The sequence below is a fragment of the Paraburkholderia sejongensis genome, assembly GCF_020880815.1.
Classification (GTDB): domain Bacteria; phylum Pseudomonadota; class Gammaproteobacteria; order Burkholderiales; family Burkholderiaceae; genus Paraburkholderia; species Paraburkholderia sejongensis.
Window position 1 is genome coordinate 89,688 of record NZ_JAJITD010000010.1, and the last position, 21,362, is coordinate 111,049.

Sequence of the window (21,362 nt, forward strand, 5' to 3'; positions counted from 1 at the left end):
TAATTTAGGCCATCAACGATAAAGCAAATGCTCGCAATCCGCCGCGATGGTCTGGGGCAATGAAAAACGCCGTCACCTCAGGTGACGGCGTCGGATGAACACGGTGGGTGATCGGAGCGCAATCCATGCGCTGCCCCCGCAACGCATGTGGTCACTACCGTGGGAGCCGCTATTGGTCTATTTACCCTTCCTCTTCGCGTCGGCCACGGTCTTCGGGCGGCTCTCTGCCGCGGCCTTCGACGCCTTCCCGGACGTGGACGCCGCCACTTTCGTCACCTTGCCCTTGCTGCTGGCGGCGGACGCCTCGGCCTTGCTGCCCTTGGCGACCGGCTCGGCTACCTTGACGATGGAAGAACGGCCATGCCCTTTCTTTTTATCGTAGCGCGATTCGCTACGGGTGTCTGCGACACGGGTGCCAATCTTCTGCACGCCGCCGCCCTGCACGTCGGTCGCGATCTTTTCCGGACCTGGCTCGCTCGGGATCGCCTTGCCGACCGGCACGTGCAGCACGACCACCTGACCGCGCGACACCGAATCGCGCCGCGTCTTGTTCCATGCCTTCAGCTGCCCGACCGATACTCCATAGCGCACCGCGATCGCGGCCATCGACTGGTTGCGGCGCACCCGGATCAGCATTTTGCGGGTGTCGGGAACGTCCGGTTCCATTGCGAGCACCGCGCTTTCCGCGACGTCCGCGCTGATGTCCTCGTCGTCGTCCGAGCCACGCGGCACGACGATCGTCGAGCCCGGCTTCAGCCGCATGCCGGCGGGAATCTTGTTCACTTCCATCAGCGTGCCGGCGTCGACGCCGATCTTTTCCGCGATTGCCGCCGGGGTCGCGCGCTGGTCGACCGTGTAGGTGGTCCACGACGACAGCGAGCCGGAGTACGCCTTCAGATTGCGCTCGAACGCCGATGCGTTGTCGAACGGCAAGAGGATCTGCGGCTGGGTCGCGCCGAGAATCACCGGCTTCCTGAACGACGGGTTCAGCGAGCGGAATTCGTCGGTCGACATATTGGCGAGCCGCGAGGCGACGTCGACGTCGATATCGTGCGAGGTGGTCACCGTCACGAAGTACGGATGGTTCGGGATCGAGGGCAGAGTGAGACCATACATCTGCGGGTTCATCACGAGATTCTTGACCGCCTGCAGCTTCGGCACGTAGTTACGCGTCTCGTTCGGCATGCGCAGGCTCAGATAGTCGGTCGGCAGACCGGCGGCCTCGTTGCGCGCGATCGCCCGCTGCACGTTGCCCTCGCCCCAGTTGTAGGCGGCCAGCGCGAGCTGCCAGTCGCCGAACATGTCGTGCAGCTTCGACAGATAGTCGAGCGCGGCGCTGGTCGACGCGAGCACGTCGCGGCGCTCGTCCTGCCACATGTTCTGCTTGAGGTTATAGGTGCGGCCGGTGCCCGGCATGAACTGCCACATGCCGGCCGCCTTGGCGACCGACAGCGCCTGCGGACTGTAAGCGGACTCGATGAACGGCAGCAGCGCGAGCTCGGTCGGCATATGGCGCGTCTCGAGTTCCTCGACGATGTGATACAGGTATTTCTGCGAACGCTCGGTCATACGCTGCACGTAGTCCGGGCGCTGCACGTACCAGTTCAGCTGCATGTCGACGAGGTCGGTCTGCAGATCGGGCATCTGGAAGCCGCGGCGAATGCGGCCCCACAGGTCGGCGTCCTGGCTCGTCAACTGCGTGACGGAACCCTGGTCGACGTTGATGGTTTCTTTAGCGGTGGCGTTCTTGCGAAGGGAATCGGCTACGGCTTGCTTGCTGGCGGGGGTGTTGGCGGTATTCGTTGTCGGTCCCTGGCTCGCGCAGGCGGCGAGTGTCAGAACCAATAACGCACTTAAGATAAATCGCATGAACGTCTCGGCTTCCACAAGGGCTGGAATTTGCAGCCGATAGTACGAAACGGCAACGTTTCCGTCAATCGGAAAATTGAGAAAAAAATCAAACAAATCTTGGGCTTGGCGAATTTTTCCGACTCATCGCTTGAACATCGCCCGGAATGCGCCGCGAATCAGCGAAAGCGGTTCTTCCACTCGCGCATCAGCGTAAACGCGGCCAGACGGTCAGAGACCGTTTCGTGCAACTGCTCGCGCAGGCTCGCCTGAACCGTCGCTTCGCCGGCGCGCAGGAACGGATTGACCGCGCGTTCATGAGCGATCGTGGTCGGCAGGGTCGGCTGGTGGCGCGCCCGCAATTCGCTCGCGCGGTCGCGCCACGCCTGCAGCGCGGCGTTGTGCGGTTCGCAGGCGAGCGCGAAGCGGATGTTCGACAGCGTGTATTCGTGCGCGCAATGCACTTCGGTCGTGCCGGGCAGCGCGGCGAGCGCGTCGAGCGAGGTCAGCATCTGCGCCGGCGTACCTTCGAACAGGCGGCCGCAGCCGCAGGCGAACAGCGTGTCGCCGCAAAACACGTGCGGGGTGCCGTTGGGATCCGCGGCTTGAAAATAGGCAATGTGGCCGCTCGTGTGACCGGGCACGTCGAGCACGCTGAATTCGAGCGCGGGAGCCGCAATGTTCACCCGGTCACCCTGTTGCAAACGCTGGGTGACATGCGCAATCGCTTCACCGGCAGGCCCGTAGACCGGCACGTGCTGGCCCTTCAGCAGATCGGCCAATCCGCCGACGTGGTCTTGATGATGGTGCGTGAGTAAAATAGCGCTCAGCCGCCAGCCTCGTTGGGCCAGGTAGGCGCGCACAGGGGCGGCATCGCCCGGATCGACGACCACCGCATGGTGTCCGTCGGCAATGACCCAGATGTAATTGTCCTCAAACGCCGGGACCGGTACGTACTCGAGCGCATTCATAGGCGACGCATTCTAGATATGACTGACCGAGCGATTATAGACTGGCCCGCCTGGACCGATTCGCCGCCTGGCCGCTACGTGCTGCAGTGGGAGCAGACCCAGCTCGACCGGGTGGTATCGGACGTGTTCGGCTATCATGCGCTGCAACTCGGGTTGCCGCAGCTCGACGCACTGCGCGAAAACCGCATGCCGTGCCGCGGCCTCGTGCTCGATGCGGCGAGCGGCGCGAGCGCGCCGTATAGCTATCCGCGCGCGGCGCGCGCCAACCTGAACGGTATGAACGGCAACGCCGCGCCGCCGCGCAGTTCAGCCGGCCTGCACGCCCCGGCCGAACGCAGCGCGCTCTGGTGCGATCTGCTCGACCTGCCGTTCGAAGCGCAAAGCGTCGACCTGATCGTAATGCCGCACACACTCGAGTTCACGAGCGACCCGCACCGGCTGCTGCGCGAAGCCGAGCGCGTGCTGATGCCGGAAGGCCAATTGATCATTCTCGGCTTCAATTCATTGTCGCTGTGGGGCGTGCGCCAGTCGGTCGGCAAAATGACGGGCCGCCCGTTCGTGCCGTCCGCCGTCGATCTGATCGCGTTCACGCGCCTGAAAGACTGGATCAAACTGCTCGGCTTCGACCTTGAACGCGGGCGCTTCGGCTGCTATCGTCCGCCGCTCGCGAGCGAGCAGTGGCTCGCCCGCTACGGCTTCATGGAGGCCGCCGGCGACCGCTGGTGGCCGATTTTCGGCGCCACCTACATGATCAAGGCGATCAAGCGCGTGCGCGGCATGCGCCTCGTCGGCCCGCTCAAGGTGAAAAAGCCCGTCCTGGCCGCGGGCCTGGCGCCCGCCGCCACCCCCAATACACGCAATCACATCGAATGACTCCGGATCACATCGACATTTATACCGACGGCGCCTGCAAGGGCAATCCCGGCCCCGGCGGCTGGGGCGCGCTGCTGCGCTTCGGCGCGCAGGAAAAAGAGCTGTTCGGCGGCGAGGCCAACACGACCAACAACCGGATGGAGCTGATGGGCGTCATCGCCGCGCTCGAAGCGCTCAAGCGTCCGTGCAAGGCGATCGTGCACACCGACTCGCAGTACGTGCAGAAAGGCATCAGCGAGTGGATCCACGGCTGGAAGAAGAAGGGCTGGGTCACCGCGGCGAAGCAGCCGGTCAAGAACGCCGACCTGTGGAAGCGACTCGACGCACTGGTCGCGCAGCACGAGATCGAATGGCGCTGGGTGCGCGGGCATAACGGCCATCCGGAAAACGAGCGCGCCGACCAGCTCGCCAATCGCGGCGTCGCGTCGCTCGCGCAGGTCTAACGCCGGCTGGCCGCGTTGCCGGCCGCCGACAGCAGCGCACCCGCCCTCTCCGATTTTTTTCGCACTTTTTTCGCAGCAGGCTAATCCGACATGCGTCAACTCATCCTCGATACCGAAACCACCGGCCTGAACGCGCGTGGCGGCGACCGGATTCTCGAACTCGGTTGCGTCGAGTTGGTGAACCGCCGGCTCACCGGCAACAACCTGCACTTCTACATCAATCCCGAACGCGACAGCGATCCGGGCGCACTGGCGGTGCACGGGCTCACCACCGAGTTCCTGAGCGACAAGCCGAAGTTCGGCGAGATCGTCGACCAGTTCCGCGACTTCATCCAGGGCGCCGACCTGATCATTCACAACGCGCCGTTCGACATCGGCTTTCTCGACGCCGAATTCGCGCTGCTCGGCCTGCCGCCGGTCAAGACGCATTGCGGCGAGATCATCGACACGCTCGCGCGCGCCAAACAGATGTTCCCGGGCAAGCGCAATTCGCTCGATGCGCTGTGCGACCGCTTCGGCATCAGCAACGCGCACCGTACGCTGCACGGCGCACTGCTCGACTCGGAGTTGCTCGCCGAGGTCTATCTGGCGATGACGCGCGGCCAGGAAAGCCTCGTCATCGACATGCTCGGCGAGGCTCAAAGCAGCGGCGCCGCCGATACGCCGCGCATCGCGCTCGAGTCGCTCGAACTTATCGTGGTTACCGCGAACGACGAAGAGATCGCCGCGCACGAGGCGGTGCTCGACGGTCTCGACAAGGCGATGAAAGGCACGAGTGTCTGGCGTTTTGAACCCGCGCCCGCAACCGATGAGCAAATTACTTAAAAAGTACTAGACGAACTCAAAAAAGCCTGACATAATTTCAATCTCTTCGGGTGGTTAGCTCAGCGGTAGAGCACTGCCTTCACACGGCAGGGGTCACTGGTTCGATCCCAGTACTACCCACCAGATTCTTGGTGTGTCGATCACCGAAGATAAAAGGGCTTACGCAGCAATGCGTAAGCCCTTTTTCTATTGGCGTGCGGCGGGCTCAAAGCGATGAATTGCGATGCAAAGTGGCAATGCGACTCGCGGCCCATTTCGTCGGCGCCGTGATTGCGTAGCTTGGCGAGCCGATCGCGCTGCTGATATATTCGGCACTCGGGCTTCTCGCCCCGTCGGATTTTCATCTCAACCATCACAGGGAGGCGCCACATGGTCAATGTGCATCGCGCGCTTCCTTGCATGGTCCCGCGACCGTCGGCCCGCCCGACACGACCAATGCGACCTTAACAGCCGCAACGTCGTCGCCGATGCGGGGCCGCCTCGAGCGGCGCGCCGCATTCATTCCGGACAGTCCGTTGTTTCGTTGTCGTTGCTCCTGACCGCGCCATTGCGTGTAGTCGCTGCGCGTGTGCCGGCATCCGTCGACTGTCTGCCTTTTTCGCTTCTGACTGGAACCGCGGTGCGTTCGCGCGTCACCGGGGCGTAATCAATGACCAGCAAAAAACTCGACTTTCGCGGACAGTCCTTCAAGGACGTTCTCGGTTTCACCTTCCGTCACTGGGCACAACAGCCGTGGCGCATCGTCGTGATCGCCGCGCTCGCTCTGCTCACCGCGGCCGCGGACATTCTCACGCCGGTGTTCGCCGGTCGTCTGGTCGACGCGATCGCGGCCGGCCCGCCCTCGTCCGCGCTCATCTGGCAGCACGCGCTCGAAGCGTTCGGCGTGCTCGCCGCACTCGGCCTCACCGCGACGCTGCTGCGCCAGGGCGTCTACTTCAACATCATCCGCTTCACGCTGAAGATGATGAGCGAGATCGCCGCCAGCGCGTTTCATCGCGTGCAGCGCTTTTCGACCGACTGGCACGCGAACAGCTTCGCCGGCTCGACCGTGCGCAAGATCACCCGCGGCATGTGGGCTCTCGATCTGCTCAACGACACGCTGCTGATCGCGCTGTTGCCGTCGCTCGTGATGCTGGTCGGCGCGACCGCGCTGCTCGGCTGGCGCTGGCCGCTGATGGGCGTGGTGGTCGGTAGCGGCTCGCTGCTTTATATCGGCATCACCGTGACGGTATCGCTCGGCTTCGTCGCGCCGGCCGCGCGGCTGGCGAACGCGTGGGACACCCGCATGGGCGGCGCGCTCGCCGATGCGGTCAGCTGCAACGGCGTGGTCAAGGCGTTCGGCGCCGAAGCGCGCGAGGAAGCGCGTCTGGCGCACGTGATCGGCAAATGGCGGCAACGCACGCGCCGCACTTGGGTGCGCGGCACGCTCAACGGCGGCTTGCAGGGCGGCATGCTGGCCGCGATTCAGGCGGCGATTCTCGGCGTCGCGCTGCTGCTGTGGACGCGCGGCGAAGCGGGTGTCGGCGACATCACGTTCGCGCTGACGATGTTCTTCATGCTGCAAGGCTATCTGCGCGACATCGGCATGCACATCCGCAACCTGCAGCGCTCGGTCAACGACATGGAAGAACTGGTGTCGCTCGACAGCCAGCCGCTCGGCATCGAGGATCGCCCGGGTGCGGGTCCGATCGCGATCCGCGCCGGCGAAATCCGCTTCGAGCACGTGTCGTTTCACTATGGCGCGCACAGCCGGCCGCTCTATGACGACTTCTCGATCCGCATCGCGCCGGGCGAACGCGTCGGCCTCGTCGGCCATTCGGGCTCGGGCAAGACGACCTTCATCAAGCTGATCCAGCGCCTGCACGATATTTCGGGCGGCCGCATCACGATCGACGGGCAGGACATCGCCGACGTGCAGCAAGCGTCGCTGCGCAGCCAGATCGCGATCGTGCAGCAGGAGCCGGTGCTGTTTCACCGCTCACTGGCCGAGAACATCGCGTACGGCAAGCCCGGCGCGAGCCGCGAGGAGATCGAGCGGGCCGCGCGGCTCGCCAGCGCGCACGAGTTCATCGCCGCGCTGCCGCACGGCTACGACACGCTGGTCGGCGAGCGCGGGATCAAGCTGTCGGGCGGCGAGCGGCAGCGCGTCGCGATCGCGCGCGCGTTCCTCGCCGACGCGCCGATCCTGATTCTCGACGAAGCCACCTCGAGCCTCGACAGCGAAAGCGAAGTGCTGATCCAGCGCGCGATGGAGCGGCTGATGCAAGGCCGCACCACGCTGGTGGTCGCGCATCGGCTGTCGACCGTACGCGCACTCGACCGGCTGCTGGTGCTGGACAAGGGCAAGGTCGTCGAGGAAGGCAGCCACGATGCGCTGATCAAGCGCGACAACGGCCTGTACCGGCGGCTGTTCGAGCGTCAGGCGCTGGAACTGATCAAAGGTCTCGGCGAGCCGGCTCTCGCGCGTGAGAGCGCCGGCGGCGAGACGGTCGCGGGCAACGGGTCGGGTTTGCTGGTCGATTGAGCCGGTGACGGGTTGGCGGAGCGGCCGCGGGTTACGCCGCGCCGGCCGTCAGCCCGATGCCACGCGCCATCCCGGTCGCGGCAAACACCATTAGCACCAGCAGCACGGTCTGAATCACGCTGAAATGCGCATACGAGCGCGCCCTCTTCAGATCCGGCGTCGCGCCGCTACGAATCGACGCGCGCCAACGCATCAAGCCGAGCATGGTCGGCACTTCGAGGATCAGGATCAACACCAGCAACGCCATCTTCGCGTGAAAGAGCGGCTGGTGGAGGTAGAAATCGGCGCCCTTCTCGTAGCCGCCGAACACGCGCATCAGCCCGGTGACGATCAGCACCAGCGCGGCGAGACCCCAGCGCGTATCGGCGCGAAACACCGAGCGCAACGCGGCGGGTACCGACGCTCGACGCAACGACCACGTGCGTCTGAGAATCGACGCGAGCGCAAAGCCATAAGCAAGCAGATGAAGCGCGGCAAGCAACCAGCGAACCAGCATAGCGACTCCTGCGAAAGACGCGATACGATCGATGAGTGTCCCACTCGCCCGCTCCCAGCGCCCGGGCGTCCTGACTGCATTATCGGCGAAGCTGCGCTCCGGCTGGCGTGCATCGGTCACGCACTGCGACCGACAGCACCAACCGTGCGGCGTCAGACTTGCCGCAACGTCGCGTCGAGCGCGCGGGCCGCGACACGGTCGCCCTCGGTCATCAACGCGGCGCGAAACACGGTCTGCCGGTTATGCCCGGCGGCCGCCGGCGAATCCCACAACAATTCGACTTTGGGCCGCATCCCGAACGCGCCGCGCGTCAGCGCCGGCGCCGCCACCGATGCGATCGGTGCAGCCGACGCGCCCGGCTCGCCCGCGGCGCCGAACGCAACCGCCGGCGTGGGCGTCGGAGTCGGACGCGCAGCCGGGCCGTTAGCCCAGCGCACCGACAACTCGCGCGCATCGTACTGCCCAACCTTGCGCCGCTCGGCCCATACGACGACCGTGCGCGTCAGCGCATCGAGCGACACCGCATAGCGGCCGATCGCGAAGCGTCGCGCCGCGACATTGGTACGCCACAGCGGCCGCGGCCGGCAGATCCACAGCACCGCCGCATAGAGCACCGGCGCGGCCACCAACCAGCCGTTGGTCGCGGCGACCGCCTGCATCGCGCGCCGCCAGCCGGCGCTCGCGACGAACGCGCCGACCGACCATAGCGCAAACAGCAATCCGAGGAAGGCAAACAGGCGCAGCGCCTGACGCAGCCATTGCGGCAGCGGATGGAACGGACGCTCGGCAACGGCGCGCGCGCCCGGCTGGAAGATCAGCAGAAACAGAAACACGAGGTTGATGCATGCCCACGGCGACGAGGCCATCGCGGTAAGCGCGGAGGTCAGGTTCATCTGCGACATCGAGAAAAACCAGCGGGCGGCGAGCACGAGACCGATGGCGCGTAACGTAAAAATCGTTCCGGCGCCGGGCGCGGCGTTCGCACGCGTCTCTTTCGTTCTCGCCAAGGCATCCTCCTGTCGTCGGCGGCGCCGCAGTCCAGTTTGCGGCACGGCCATTATAGGGATATTACCGAGAGTGGCCCGCTTGCGCCGGGCCGAAACCGGTATTTTTAAGCGTCGCCCGATAAAACCGCGGCGCGCATGCAACAACGCCCCGCCGGCGAGGTGCCGGCGGGGCGTTGCGAGCGTGAAAAGCAGCGGCGGGCTTTAGCCTGCGTTGACTTCGCGCAGCACCGTGCGGTGCTTGCGGCGCAGCAGTTCTTCGTAGGTCGCGACGTAGTTCTTCGCCATCACCTTCGACGAGAAGCGCGCTTCGAACGCCTTGCGCACATTGGCGCGCGGCAGCGTGTGCAGACGCTTGAGCGCTGCGACCGCGCTGATTTCGTCTTCGACGACGAAGCCCGACACGCCGTTTTCGATCACTTCCGGCACCGAACCACGGTTGAATGCGATCACCGGCGTACCGCACGCCATCGCTTCGATCATCACCAGACCGAACGGCTCCGGCCAGTCGATCGGGAACACCAGCGCATGCGCGTTGCCGAGGAACTCACGCTTTTCGGCTTCGCCGATTTCGCCGATGTACTCGACGTGCGGGAGCGCCATCAGCGGCTTGATCACTTCTTCGTAATACGCGCGGTCGGCCTTGTCGATCTTCGCGGCAACCTTGAGTTTCATGCCCGCCTGGCCGGCGATGCGGATCGCGCGGTCGAGACCCTTCTCCGGCGACACGCGGCCGAGGAATGCGAGGTAGCCCGGTTCGACGTCGGGTATCGGCGTGAGCACGTCTTCCGGCAGCCCGTGGTAGACGGTTTGCAGCCAGTGCGCTTGCGGCAGCGGCAGGCGCTGGTTGTCGGAGATCGACACGACCGGCACGTCGTTGAACGTGTTGAAGATCGGCTGCAGTTCCGGCAGATCGAGACGGCCGTGCATCGTGGTCAGGAACGGCACCGGCTGACGCGCAAACAGCGAGAACGGGTAATAGTCGATGTGGAAATGCAGCACGTCGAATTCGTCCGCGCGGCGGCGCACTTCTTCGAGCAGCAGCATGTGCGGCGCCATCACGTCGCGGATCGTCGGGTCCAGGCGCAGCGCCTGCGGCCAAAAGGCTTCGAGCTTCGCCGAGGTTTGCGAATCGCCGCTTGCAAATAGCGTGACGTCGTGGCCCTGCTCGACCAGCGCCTCGGTCAGATAGGACACCACGCGTTCCGTACCACCATACAGCTTGGGAGGAACCGCCTCGTGCAACGGAGCGATTTGAGCGATTCGCATAATGACGAACTCCTAGTAAAAATCAGGCAAAAGTACTGCGTTTGGAAAAAGCGACTCGCTTGCTCGCCAGGGCGCTCTGGCCGGATAAGCCGGCGCGGGCCTGATTCTTTCGAGAAATCCTGCGATGGATCGCTTGGGTTACGAGCCCGACCAGTGCATCAATTTTCGGGCATGTGCGAGTAAACGCGCATCAGGCACCTACGTTGACAAACTGTCAGAAAATTTGCCGGGCTAACACGCACGCATTATCGGTGCCCACATGCGTGCCGCAGTGCCGCATTTCAAAGTCTTTACGTTGTTACAAACGCGAAACACTTTGCAAACCCTTGTTTTCTAAGACAGTTCTAGAGTGACAACACGCGTTCCGCAGTCACGGCGGAACAGCATCCCGGCGCTGCAGCGGCAACTTTGCCGGTAAGGATTGAAGAATACCCCGCCCGGGTTGAATGCAATCTGTAATTATATCTCGAAATTTTTCGCAATCTGCCTGAACCGTCGGGCAACCGGCGAGTCGGGACACATCAGGGTGCGGAAGTCCATCGCGAAATCAATCGCGCCAAGGCCCGGAATCACAGGGCGCAATCGTCTTTGCATGTTTACAATGCGAAGCATCGGCTTCGCGGGGCCTTCATGCCTGTCCCCCGTGGCCCGCGCATTGCATGCACAACCCGCAACACAACGATCTCAGCTCAATTGGAACATTTGACCATCGCCCAGCGTAACGCCCAGAACGCAAAGCTCGCGAGCTATGCGCATCGGCCGCTTGCGTTTCTCTTCCGCTTTATCCGCCGCCACCCGCTCGCCCATGCGATCGTGCTGTGCAGCGTGTTCGCGGCCGTGGGCTGTGCACTCGCCTCGCAATATGCGATCAAGCATCTGATCGACGTGCTCGCCGGCGGCCGGCATCACCCCGGCCCGCTGTGGGGCGCGTTCGCGATCCTCGTCGGCCTGATCGCCGCCGACAACCTGCTATGGCGGGTCGGCGGCTGGGTCGCCGCGCATACGTTCGTTGCCGTCACAGGCGACCTGCGCCGCGACCTGTTCCAGTACCTCAGCGGCCACTCGCCCACCTACTACGCGGAGAAGCAGCCCGGCATGCTGGCGAGCCGGATCACCGCGACCTCGAACGCGGTCTACACCGCCGAGAACACCACCGCATGGAACGTGCTGCCGCCGTGCATCGCGGTGCTCGGCGCGATCGTGATGATCGTTTCGGTCAATCCGCTGATGGCGCTCGGCCTGATGCTGTGCTCGGCGATCCTGTCAGTGGTGCTGTACAAACTCGCAGGCCGCGGCTCCGCGCGCCATCACACCTTCGCGACCAAGGCGGCGTCGGTCGACGGCGAACTCGTCGACGTCATCAGCAACATGGGCCTCGTGCGCGCGTTCGGCATGACCTTCCGGGAACAGAACCGCTTTGCCGCGACGGTCAAGTCGGAAATGGAAGCGCGCCAGCAGAGCCTGCTCTATCTGGAGAAGCTGCGTCTGCTGCACGCGGTGATTACCGCGCTGCTGTCGGCCGGGTTGCTCGGCTGGGCGCTGTGGCTGTGGGACCAGGGCCGTGCGACCTCGGGCGACATCGTGCTCGTCAGCTCGCTCGGCTTCACGATCCTGCACGGCACGCGCGATCTGGCGGTTGCGCTCGTCGACGTTACCCAGCACGTCGCGCGTCTCGCCGAAGCGGTGCGCACTCTGCTCGAGCCGCATGGGATGCCCGATCGCGACGACGCGACCGAACTCGTGCCGCAAGGCGGCCGGGTCACGTTCGAAGGCGTGACTTTCGCCTATCCGCGCCGCCGCCCGATTCTCGATCACTTCGACCTGAACATCGAACCGGGCCAGCGGGTCGGTCTGATCGGCAAGTCGGGCGCGGGCAAATCGACCGTGCTCGCGCTGCTGCAGCGCTTCTACGAAACCCAGGGCGGCGCGATCAAGATCGACGGTCAGGACATCGCGTCGGTCACCCAGGACAGCCTGCGCCACACGATCGCACTGGTGCCGCAAGATATCTCGCTATTCCATCGCACGGTGTACGAGAACATCGCCTATGGCCGCCCCGAGGCGAGCCGCGAGGAAGTGCTCGCCGCCGCGCGCGAAGCCCGTTGCTCGGACTTCATCGAAGCGATGCCGGAAGGCTACGACACGATCGTCGGCGACCGTGGCGTGAAACTGTCGGGCGGCCAGCGGCAGCGCATCGCGATCGCGCGCGCGATACTGAAGAACGCGCCGATCCTGCTGCTCGACGAAGCGACCTCCGCGCTCGACAGCGCGTCGGAAGAAGCGATCCAGAAAGCGCTCGACCGGCTGATGGTCGGCCGCACGGTGATCGCGATCGCGCACCGGCTGTCGACGCTGAACAACTTCGACCGGATCATCGTGATGAGCGCCGGCAAGGTTATCGACGACGGCTCTCCGGACGAACTGCGCCAGCGCCCGGGCCTCTATCGTGACCTGCTCGCGAAGCAGTACGGCAAGGGCTCGACGCTGCATATCGGCGGCAAGAAGATTGACGAACAGCACGTGGCCTGACGTACGTAGTACACACGGCGCGCGTCATCGAGTGCAGGCGCGATTGCAGGCGCGCCGCGGCAACAATAAAAAAGCCGCTCCATGGAGCGGCTTTTTTGCGCCTCGTAGTCCGCGCTTTTGACGCGGCCTAGCCCGTCACACTCACGCGCCCCGCCCTCTTGCGCGCCACTGCCGTCTTGCCGGAGCGGGCGCCCTTCCCCTCCAACACCTGCTGAAGATCGCGCATGAAGTTATCGCGCCACACCGACACGTTGTTCTCGCGCAGTTGCTCCATCATGTCGCGATAGCGCGCCTGGCGCTCGGCGAGCGGCATCGCCAGAGCCTGCGCGAGCGCCTCGGCCATGCCGTCGATATCGACCGGATTGACGATCAGCGCGCCGTCCAGTTCCTGCGCTGCACCAGCGAAGCGCGACAGCACCAGCACGCCCGGATTGTCCGGATCCTGCGCCGACACGTACTCCTTTGCGACGAGGTTCATACCGTCGCGCAGCGGCGTCACGTAGCCGACATGGGCGGTCCGGAACAGCGCCGCCAGCACCGAGCGCTCGTACTGCTTGTGGATATACAGAACCGGCGTCCAGTCCAGTTCGGCGAAGCGGCCATTGATCCGCCCCGACTCGCCTTCGAGCTGCAACCGGATGTCCTGATATGCGTGCAGATCGGCGCGCGTCGGCGGCGCGATCTGCAGGAACGACACCTTGTTGCGCAGCGCTGCGGTGTGCTCGAGCAGCCGCTCGAACGCGCGGAAGCGCTCGACCAGTCCCTTCGAATAGTCGAGCCGGTCGACGGCCATGATCAGCTTGCGCGAATGCAGCGTCGCCTTCATCGTGCGCACCGGCTTGCCGCGCTCGCCCGCTTTCGCAAGTTCGGCGATCTCGTCCGGATAGACGCCGATCGGATACGCGTTCGCCCGCAGCGTGCGGCCGAACGCGTGCACGGTGAGCGGACCTGGCGCCGACGCGTCGATCGTGCCGCCCGCCTCGTTGACGATGTAGTCGCCGAACGCGCGCAGATCGGGGGCGGTCTGGAAGCCGAGCAGGTCAAACGAACACAGCGCCTCGACCAGCTCCCGATGCGGAGGCACCGTCAGCAGCACCTGCGAGGCCGGAAACGGAATATGCAGAAAAAAGCCGATGCGGTTTTTAACGCCCGCCGCGCGCAGCGCCTGCGCGAACGGGATCAGGTGATAGTCGTGCACCCAGATCACGTCGTCTTCACGCAAGAGCGGCACGAGTTGCTGCGCGAGCCACGCGTTCACGCGGCAGTAGCCCTCGAAGTCGTGGCGGTCGTAGTGCAGCAGATCGGAGCGGTAGTGAAACGCGGGCCACAGCGTCGCGTTCGAAAACCCGCGGTAGTACTGATCGTAATCGCGCCGCATCAGCGGCACCGTCGCGAAGGTCACCGGACCGCGCTCTTCGACCTTGATCTGCGGCTGGCCCGAACCCAGCACCTCGCCGCTCCAGCCGAACCACATGCCGCCGGTCTCTTTCAGCGCGTCGTACACGCCGACCGCCAGACCGCCCGCCGCCGGACCGCCCTCCGAAATAGGCGCAACCCGGTTCGAAACAATGATCAGTCGGCTCATGAAACGCAATTCCCGAGGCAGTATGTTGTTTTCGTTCAGCGATGCGGCGCCGGCATCACGCCGCGCGCGCCGCCGCGACGATCGTTTCCAGCCAGTCGAGCAGCGCGCTGACGGATTCGACCCGCGTATGCGCGAGCGTCTCGCCGGCGCCGACCTTGATCGACAGGCCGCCGCGCTCGTTGACGAGCGCGAAGCCCTTTTCGTCCGTCAGATCGTCGCCGGCAAACACCGGCTTGCGGCCGGCGAACGGCAACTCGTCGAGAAACGCGCGCGTCGCGCGGCCCTTGTCGACGTCCTTCGGTTTGATTTCGTAGACCATCTTGCCCGGCTGCAGTACGTACGAGGCCGGGTACTGGGCGACCAGCCGCTCGGTGGCCTCGCGCGCGACCGGCTCGCGGTCCGGCGCATTGCGGTAATGCAGCGCGAGCGCCGCGCCCTTGATCTCGAGCAGCATGCCGGGATGCTCGTTGACCACCTGCGCGAGCACCTGCTCCATGCGCAGCAGCCGGTCGTCGTTGAAGCCGATCCGCTGGGTGTCGCCGTTCGCGTCCCGGCGCTCGGCGCCGTGCAGACCCGCGACCGGTAGATCCGGCATGCCGAGGAAACTATCGATGCTGTCGATGCCGCGCCCCGACACCACCGCCACCGCGCCATTGGTCAGGCTGCGCAGTTCGCGCAGCAGCTCGATTACGCGCGGTTGCACCCGCACGCCGTCGGGCGTGGGTGCGAGTTCGACTAGCGTGCCGTCGAAGTCGAAAAAAAATGCCGTCTCGCTCGGAGACAGAACAACCGGAAGTGCTTGCATCGCCTGGGTTCGCCTTTCAGCCTGCTGCGGCCGGAAAAGTGTGCGCATCTTACCGCGCATCCGTCAATTTTTCGAGAAAGTAAGCCGGCACTCAAGCCCGGCGGGCAGCGCAGCCGCACGAGCGGCCCGATTGCGTTCAAAAGTGGAACAATCGGATTTCACGTCGCTTTCGGCCGGCTGCGGCAAATTGCCCCGCAAACCATGCGCCCGGGGCATGGCGCGACGCTTGCGGTGAAATTGCGCTACAGTCGCTGCCACTTGTTGCGCTGTCGGGCTGGGCCGTCCATCGTTGCATGCTACCGCCCAATCGCGCGTCGCCCGCTTTCAATCGAGCTATTGAACCCTGTTTTGTTCCCGATCTTTACGACCCGTCGAACCCAGCCGAACTTGGGCCGTGCCAGGCCAGCGCGGTTCGGGCGGCTGTTTGCGCGTCGTTGGGTAGGTCGGTTGGTACGCCAGTGCGCAGGTCGGCTCATTCAAAAGTACGCGAGCAGCACGACGCTCGGTGCGCTGCTCGCGCTCACGGCGCTCAGCGGCTGCACGCAACCCGCCCAGCCGTGGCAATTGACCAACGTGAGCGGCCATCTGCCGGATCTGTCGTTCACGCTGACAGCCGACGATGGCCGCCCCGTCACCGCCGACGCGTTCAAGGGCCGCGCGTCGCTCGTCTACTTCGGCTACACCCATTGCCCCGATGTCTGCCCGGAGACGATGGGCCGGCTGATGCAGGTGCTCGGCAAGCTCGGCGACGACGCGCAGAAAGTGCGCATCCTGTTCATCACCGTCGACCCCGCGCGCGACACGCCACAAGCGTTGCGCGACTACGTCGGCGCGTTCGACGCGCAGCACGCCGAAGGACTGACCGGTACCGACCGGCAGATCGAATCGCTGGCGAAGCGCTATCGCGTCGCCTACCAGATGGAGAAACGCGACCCCAACGGCAACTACGAGGTCACGCACAGCTCCGCCGTCTACGTGTTCGACAGCCAGGGCCGCGCGCGGCTGCTGGCGACCGATCACGACACGCCCGATGCGATCGCGCAGGACCTGCGCCGTCTCATCGACGACCATTCCTGACCTTCACTTTCCTTCCATCATGACGATCAAGCTCAAAACCCTCGCTTCCCTCGCCGGCGCTGTCGTGCTGTCGTTCGGCATCGGCTCGGCGGCGTATGCGGCCGATGCTCACGCAATCAGCGTCAAGGACGCGTGGGTGCGCTGGCTGCCGAACAACCTGCCGGCGGCCGGCTACGCGACGCTCGTCAACGCGGGCGACAAGCCGGTGGATCTCGTCGATGTATCGAGCGACGACTACGGCGACGTGATGCTGCATCAGACGGTCTCGAACGGCTCGACGCAGAAGATGGTGATGGTCGACAAGCTGACGGTGCCCGCGCACGGCCAGGTCGCGATCGCGCCGGGCGGCTACCACCTGATGCTCGAAGACGCGAAGCACAAGGTCGCGCCGGGCGACACCGTGCATCTGACGCTGAAGTTTTCCGACGGCGCAACGCTGAGCACGCCGTTCGCGGTCAAAGCGCCGGCGCAGACCAAGTAAGCACGCACCGCCGCACCCGAGCGCCGACCTTGCCATGACCCTGCTCTACTGGCTCGATCCGTGGGAGTTTTCGCCGACCGTCGTGATCGCGCTGCTCATTCCCGCGATCCTGTTCGTGCGCGGCGCGCGCAAGGCGCGCGTGTCGTTCGCGCGGCAACTGTCGTTCTGGTTCGGGCTGGTCGCGCTGTACGTGGTGTTGCATACGCGGCTCGATTATTTCTTCGAGCATGAGTTTTTCATGCATCGCCTGCAGCATCTGGTGCTGCATCACCTCGGGCCGTTCTTCATCGCGCTGTCGTATCCGGGCGCGGCGCTGCGCGCCGGCATTGCGCCGCGCTGGCGGCAGCGCTTCGTGCGGCCCGCGCTGCAGAATCGACTGGTGCGCGCCGTGCTCGACGTCGTCATGCATCCGGTCGTCGCGGTCACGCTATTCGTCGGGCTGATCTATTTCTGGCTGATGTCGCCGGTTCATTTCGTCGCGATGCTCGACTGGCGGCTCTATCGGGTGATGAACTGGAGCATGGTGATCGACGGGCTGCTGTTCTGGTGGCTCGTGCTCGATCCTCGCCCCGCGCCGCCCGCGCGTCTATCGCCGGGCAAGCGCGTACTAATCGTGATTGCCGCGATCCCGCCGCAGATCATTCTCGGCGCGTTCATCTTCTTCACTCCGCACGAGCTGTATCCGATCTATTCGATCTGCGGACGCGCGTTCACGTGGCTCAGTCCGATGCGCGATCAACAGATCGGCGGACTGCTGCTGTGGATTCCCGGTTCGATGATGAGCGTGATCGGCGCGCTGATCGCGCTGCGTCACTGGATGCGCCTTTCGGCGCGTGGCCGCTTGCGGGCCGAGCGGCGCGCGGCCGCCGCGCGCGGGCTGATTCATGCAGCGGGTTCGAAGACCGCACCGGGGCCTCGCTGAGCGGCTGTTAAAGCGAACGCATCCACACGTGCGGGATGCCGTCCTCGTCGTGAATCTCGCCGACCGGCGTAAAACCAAACGCGCCATAAAAACCCTGCAGATGCGCCTGCGCGTGCAGACGGATCGGCGTATCGGGCCACTGCTCACGAATATGCGCGATCGAGCGCGCGAGCATCGCATTGCCCAGACCGATGCCGCGAAACGCCGCGGTGGTCAGCACACGGCCGATTCGCACGTCGGCGTCCTGCGTGTCCGGTAACAGCACGCGCAGATAGCCGGCGAGCGGCGGCAGCGCGGCATCTTCGCCGGCGCCATATGCGAACAGATGCCAGGCTTGTGGGTCGAGTCCATCGATATCGCCGTACACGCAGTTTTGTTCGACGACGAACACCGCGCTGCGCGCAGCCAGCATTTCATAGACTTCGATGCTCGTCAGGTCGACGAACGGTTTCCAGCGCCATTCGAGTTGGGCGAGGCGCGCGGCGGCGGTGTGCGGCGAATGGGTCATCGGGGATTTGAGAAAAAATGCGCGACAGCGCGAGGACAGGCGAATCCGCAATTATGCCGCGCGCGCCATCGACGGGCTATCGACGGGCTATCGACGGGCTATCGACGGGCGCGCGCAAAGCGCAAGCGCGAAGATGTGTTGTGTCGACGCGGATGCACTACCCGGCCCCCTGCATGGCTGGGCTAGCGGCGCCGGTCGGCGCCGCTCAGCGACACTGCGTCGCCGAGGTTTCGCGCGTCCGTCCCGGCGCACGCTTGCCTCTCCCGCGCGGGGATTGGCGGAAACTGCCGGATTTTCGTGGACGGCGCCGCCGCGCCGGGCCGGGCCCGCACCCGCGGGCCTACGCGTCGAACACCGCTTCGACCGGCCGCGCGAGGCAGTCGAGCAGATTGCCCGGCCCGCACAGATGCAACGCGCCGACCACCACCAAGGTGCGCTCGTCGGTATCGAGCGATGCGCGCAGCCGCGCGGCCCACGCGCGATTGCGGATGTCGAGCAGCGCGTGGCGCAGACCCGGCAGGTTGAACATCGGCGACTCGACCGCGATCCGCTGCAACGCCGGCAGATCGCCGTCGAGCCACGCCGCGTGCATCCGTTCGAGCGTGCGCTGCGGCTCGCCGAGATCGGCCATCAGCAATTCGAGCGCGGCGGCGATCACTTCGAGCGAAATCGATTCGAGCGCCGCGGCGACGTCCCGCCCGGTCTCGAGAAACCGCAGCGGTTTGCCCTGCGCGCTAGCCGAACGCATCAGGCGCGGCTCGACACCTTCGACGGCATGCTGCAACAGCGTCGGCGCGACGATCAGCGCGGCCCACGGACGCAGCGCGTCGAGCGGCGCCAACGCACTACTCGCGGGCCACAGCGATTGCAGTTGAGTCCATACGTCGTCGCGCAGCAAGGGTTGCAGTTGCGCGGCGCTGCGCAGTGAACCGGATTGCGCGTCGGCGCGCAAAAACGGCAGGATCGTCGCCGGGTCGGATTCGAATACCAGCGCGTCGGCCCAGTCGTAGGCCTCGGCGATCCACGGCGGCGTGCGCCGGCTCGTGGCCGGAAACAGATGCATCGAGCCGAGCAGGCGAACGTTGGTGCCGGTGAGTTGGAGATACATGCGGCGTGGGGACGACTGGCGATGGGAATGCGGCGATTTTATCGCCGCTCGCGGACGCCGCGCGTCTGTTGTGCGTCTGTTGTGCGTCTGTTGTGCGCCGGGCCGCCCGCACGGATGATTTTGCGGTCAGGCGCGAACCGGACGAATTGCATCGAGCGGATTAAAACGCGCGTTTGACTATTCAGTTACGAGACCACGCGTCGCGCATTGAATCGTCATACGCAGCCCTTTTAATCATCGATCTTACACATCGCGTTTATTGCGGGCCTTTTTTAAACGATTCGAGTTCAGACGTATAACGTTCGTTTCTCACTCCGTTACTGCCGTAATATTCTTCCACCGATTTCACCCAGCGGCCGACTTCGGGCACATACCAGAACGCTTTATAGGTACGGCCGGTTACTTCGACAGGGCCCACTTTCTGCGCATGCGTAATCATCGCGGTATCGCCCTGCTCGACCTGGGTGGCCTGGGTGACGGTCTGATGCGGCTCGACCTGGCCGTGCCAGTCGCCTTCGGATTCGATCTTGATCGCGTCGAATTTGCCGGCCGGCACCTCGATGGACTCCGTGCCCACCACCCGGTATTGCGAACTCCATTTCGTCGACGCAAACACCTTGTTCGGATGCTGTTCGGTGTAGTCGACACTCCAGCTCTTGCCCGCCGACAACGGAAAGGCGAATGGCCGGTTCACGACCGTTTCCGTACCGTTAACGCTGCGCTCGCGACTCCAGTCCACACCGGCGATCAGTTCGCGCGGCGGCTGCGTCGAGCCGGCGATTTTTGATTCGTAGTAGATGTGCGACGAGGTCGCGCGCAGCACCGTCACCTCGTTGTGCGATTGATTCCAGCCCGACGGTCCTTTCTCGATCGTCGTCGCGTACACCCACGAGTCTCCGGGTTTGATTCCGGGAGCCGGCGCCGACTGCGCGAGCACCGTCAGCGGCAAACCAAGACTCAATAGCAGCGCGGCGATGCTGGGATTTCTCATAGGTCGAATATTGATTTTATGCGAGAAGGATAAACGGTCACTGCAATTCATACAAATCGCCAACAACACGTTTTAATAAAGCATCAGGCATCGATACTTTACATCAACAAGACCCGAATGCTAGCGCCGAATATCGAATTAACGATACCCGATAAATCCGCAATAAAAACGAAAGATAATAAAATGCGAAAGAAAGCCAGTAAACACGGAATGGTCAGCAGACCGGCCATTCTGGGGCATCGAGTGCGCTTTTGTTGGCTGGATGCGGCGGAGGTTCGTCGAGCGACACCGCGGCCGACGGTCAGATCGTCACGTTGCAGGGCGTCCGCGCGTAGGTGGTCAAGAGCGCTACCGCCGACCATCGTGTGCCCCACCAGTACACCGGCGGCATCTATGCGGCCTACGAAATCAAAAGCGGCACACCGCAAGACACGCACTCAAACGGCAGCTCGCTCACAACGAAGATGCCGCGCAAGCGGCATCTTCCAAATACAGCAATAGAAAAAAGAAAAGCCCCGACGAGTCGGGGCTTTTCTTACATCAACTACTGGAGGCGCGAGCCGGAGTCGAACCGGCCTAAACGGCTTTGCAGGCCGCTGCATAACCGCTTTGCTATCGCGCCGCAAGCGGACTGGAATCTAGAAACGAGATTCTCAGATTGATCTGGCGGGAACCAGAAGGACCGGGGATTCCGATTGATCAGAACGGCCGGCCTTCCAAACAAAAAGGGAAGCGTTGCTTCCCCTTATGTATGGAGCGGGAGACGAGGCTCGAACTCGCGACCTCAACCTTGGCAAGGTTGCGCTCTACCAACTGAGCTACTCCCGCATTGAACTGCTTCACACCGTGCCGCGTTCTTTACTTCGCCAAACAACACGATGCTTCGAAAACTGGAGCGGGAAACGAGGCTCGAACTCGCGACCTCAACCTTGGCAAGGTTGCGCTCTACCAACTGAGCTATTCCCGCGTTGCACTGCATTTACTGCTACTTCTTTGCTGCGTCTCCGGTGTTTCGCGTTGCGTGCATCGGAGAAACGAGATTATGGAGAACCGACCGAAACGTGTCAACCCCCTTTGCACAACTCTTTTAAAGAAATTATTTG

The 21,362-nt window shown here is 64.2% G+C and carries 18 protein-coding genes and 4 tRNA genes; 9 read left to right on the top strand and 13 right to left on the bottom strand.

Annotated features, from left to right (window positions below; translation table 11 throughout):
- Positions 1-177: 177 nt before the first annotated feature.
- A complete protein-coding gene (locus tag LJ656_RS20315; protein WP_230511170.1) occupies positions 178-1,869 on the bottom strand; it encodes a transglycosylase SLT domain-containing protein in 1,692 nt (563 codons plus the stop codon).
- A gap of 158 nt (positions 1,870-2,027) precedes the next feature.
- Positions 2,028-2,819 carry a hydroxyacylglutathione hydrolase gene (gloB, locus tag LJ656_RS20320; protein WP_230511171.1) on the bottom strand — a complete coding sequence of 264 codons (792 nt, stop codon included), beginning with the start codon at positions 2,817-2,819 and terminating at the stop codon, positions 2,028-2,030.
- An 18-nt stretch (positions 2,820-2,837) separates the two neighbouring features.
- On the opposite strand from gloB, the gene LJ656_RS20325 reads away from it, so the two are divergent.
- The 5 genes from LJ656_RS20325 (at position 2,838) to LJ656_RS20345 (ending at position 7,484) form a co-directional block, all read left to right on the top strand.
- Positions 2,838-3,692, top strand: a complete 855-nt coding sequence (locus tag LJ656_RS20325) for a class I SAM-dependent methyltransferase (RefSeq protein WP_230511172.1) — start codon at positions 2,838-2,840, stop codon at positions 3,690-3,692.
- A complete protein-coding gene (gene rnhA / locus LJ656_RS20330) occupies positions 3,689-4,135 on the top strand; it encodes a ribonuclease HI (RefSeq protein WP_230511173.1) in 447 nt (148 codons plus the stop codon). Before LJ656_RS20325 ends, rnhA begins: the two co-directional genes overlap by 4 nt.
- Before the next feature lie 90 nt (positions 4,136-4,225).
- Positions 4,226-4,960: a DNA polymerase III subunit epsilon gene (dnaQ, locus tag LJ656_RS20335; RefSeq protein WP_230511174.1), complete on the top strand. Its 735-nt coding sequence runs from the start codon at positions 4,226-4,228 to the stop codon at positions 4,958-4,960.
- 48 nt (positions 4,961-5,008) lie between these two features.
- Positions 5,009-5,083 (top strand) — tRNA-Val (locus LJ656_RS20340).
- Positions 5,084-5,609: 526 nt separating this feature from the next.
- On the top strand, positions 5,610-7,484 hold the full coding sequence (locus LJ656_RS20345) for an ABC transporter ATP-binding protein (RefSeq protein ID WP_230511175.1): 1,875 nt from the start codon (positions 5,610-5,612) through the stop codon (positions 7,482-7,484).
- A gap of 31 nt (positions 7,485-7,515) precedes the next feature.
- Here LJ656_RS20345 and LJ656_RS20350 read toward each other — a convergent pair whose 3' ends face one another.
- From LJ656_RS20350 to LJ656_RS20360, 3 genes are all read right to left on the bottom strand, one after another.
- On the bottom strand, positions 7,516-7,980 hold the full coding sequence (locus LJ656_RS20350; RefSeq protein ID WP_230511176.1) for a DUF2214 family protein: 465 nt from the start codon (positions 7,978-7,980) through the stop codon (positions 7,516-7,518).
- Between the two features lie 152 nt (positions 7,981-8,132).
- On the bottom strand, positions 8,133-8,987 hold the full coding sequence (locus LJ656_RS20355) for a hypothetical protein (protein ID WP_230511177.1): 855 nt from the start codon (positions 8,985-8,987) through the stop codon (positions 8,133-8,135).
- Between the two features lie 201 nt (positions 8,988-9,188).
- Positions 9,189-10,253, bottom strand: coding sequence for a glycosyltransferase family 4 protein (locus LJ656_RS20360; protein ID WP_230511178.1), 1,065 nt, complete (start codon positions 10,251-10,253; stop codon positions 9,189-9,191).
- A gap of 693 nt (positions 10,254-10,946) precedes the next feature.
- Here LJ656_RS20360 and LJ656_RS20365 point away from each other — a divergent pair.
- Positions 10,947-12,782 carry an ABC transporter ATP-binding protein gene (locus LJ656_RS20365; RefSeq protein ID WP_230511179.1) on the top strand — a complete coding sequence of 612 codons (1,836 nt, stop codon included), beginning with the start codon at positions 10,947-10,949 and terminating at the stop codon, positions 12,780-12,782.
- A 127-nt stretch (positions 12,783-12,909) separates the two neighbouring features.
- On the opposite strand, the gene otsA is transcribed toward LJ656_RS20365, so the two are convergent.
- Both otsA and otsB read right to left on the bottom strand, forming a co-directional pair.
- A complete protein-coding gene (gene otsA / locus LJ656_RS20370; RefSeq protein ID WP_230511180.1) occupies positions 12,910-14,367 on the bottom strand; it encodes an alpha,alpha-trehalose-phosphate synthase (UDP-forming) in 1,458 nt (485 codons plus the stop codon).
- Positions 14,368-14,422: 55 nt separating this feature from the next.
- Complete coding sequence (otsB, locus tag LJ656_RS20375; RefSeq protein ID WP_230511181.1) at positions 14,423-15,172, bottom strand: trehalose-phosphatase; 750 nt, start codon at positions 15,170-15,172, stop codon at positions 14,423-14,425.
- Positions 15,173-15,619: 447 nt separating this feature from the next.
- On the opposite strand from otsB, the gene LJ656_RS20380 reads away from it, so the two are divergent.
- The 3 genes from LJ656_RS20380 to LJ656_RS20390 are packed head-to-tail and all read left to right on the top strand — an operon-like array spanning position 15,620 to position 17,652.
- On the top strand, positions 15,620-16,249 hold the full coding sequence (locus LJ656_RS20380) for an SCO family protein (protein WP_425605972.1): 630 nt from the start codon (positions 15,620-15,622) through the stop codon (positions 16,247-16,249).
- Between the two features lie 19 nt (positions 16,250-16,268).
- Positions 16,269-16,730, top strand: coding sequence for a copper chaperone PCu(A)C (locus tag LJ656_RS20385; RefSeq protein ID WP_230511182.1), 462 nt, complete (start codon positions 16,269-16,271; stop codon positions 16,728-16,730).
- A gap of 34 nt (positions 16,731-16,764) precedes the next feature.
- Positions 16,765-17,652 (top strand): cytochrome c oxidase assembly protein, encoded by an 888-nt coding sequence (locus LJ656_RS20390; protein ID WP_230511183.1) that lies wholly within the window; start codon positions 16,765-16,767, stop codon positions 17,650-17,652.
- A 7-nt stretch (positions 17,653-17,659) separates the two neighbouring features.
- Here LJ656_RS20390 and LJ656_RS20395 read toward each other — a convergent pair whose 3' ends face one another.
- From LJ656_RS20395 to LJ656_RS20420, 6 genes are all read right to left on the bottom strand, one after another.
- Complete coding sequence (locus LJ656_RS20395; RefSeq protein WP_230511184.1) at positions 17,660-18,160, bottom strand: GNAT family N-acetyltransferase; 501 nt, start codon at positions 18,158-18,160, stop codon at positions 17,660-17,662.
- Between the two features lie 340 nt (positions 18,161-18,500).
- Positions 18,501-19,268 carry a TraB/GumN family protein gene (locus tag LJ656_RS20400; protein WP_230511185.1) on the bottom strand — a complete coding sequence of 256 codons (768 nt, stop codon included), beginning with the start codon at positions 19,266-19,268 and terminating at the stop codon, positions 18,501-18,503.
- A 256-nt stretch (positions 19,269-19,524) separates the two neighbouring features.
- Positions 19,525-20,259, bottom strand: a complete 735-nt coding sequence (locus LJ656_RS20405; protein ID WP_230511186.1) for a hypothetical protein — start codon at positions 20,257-20,259, stop codon at positions 19,525-19,527.
- Between the two features lie 548 nt (positions 20,260-20,807).
- A tRNA-Cys gene (locus LJ656_RS20410) sits at positions 20,808-20,881 on the bottom strand.
- Between the two features lie 130 nt (positions 20,882-21,011).
- A tRNA-Gly gene (locus LJ656_RS20415) sits at positions 21,012-21,087 on the bottom strand.
- 63 nt (positions 21,088-21,150) lie between these two features.
- A tRNA-Gly gene (locus tag LJ656_RS20420) sits at positions 21,151-21,226 on the bottom strand.
- Between the last annotated feature and the right edge of the window lie 136 nt (positions 21,227-21,362).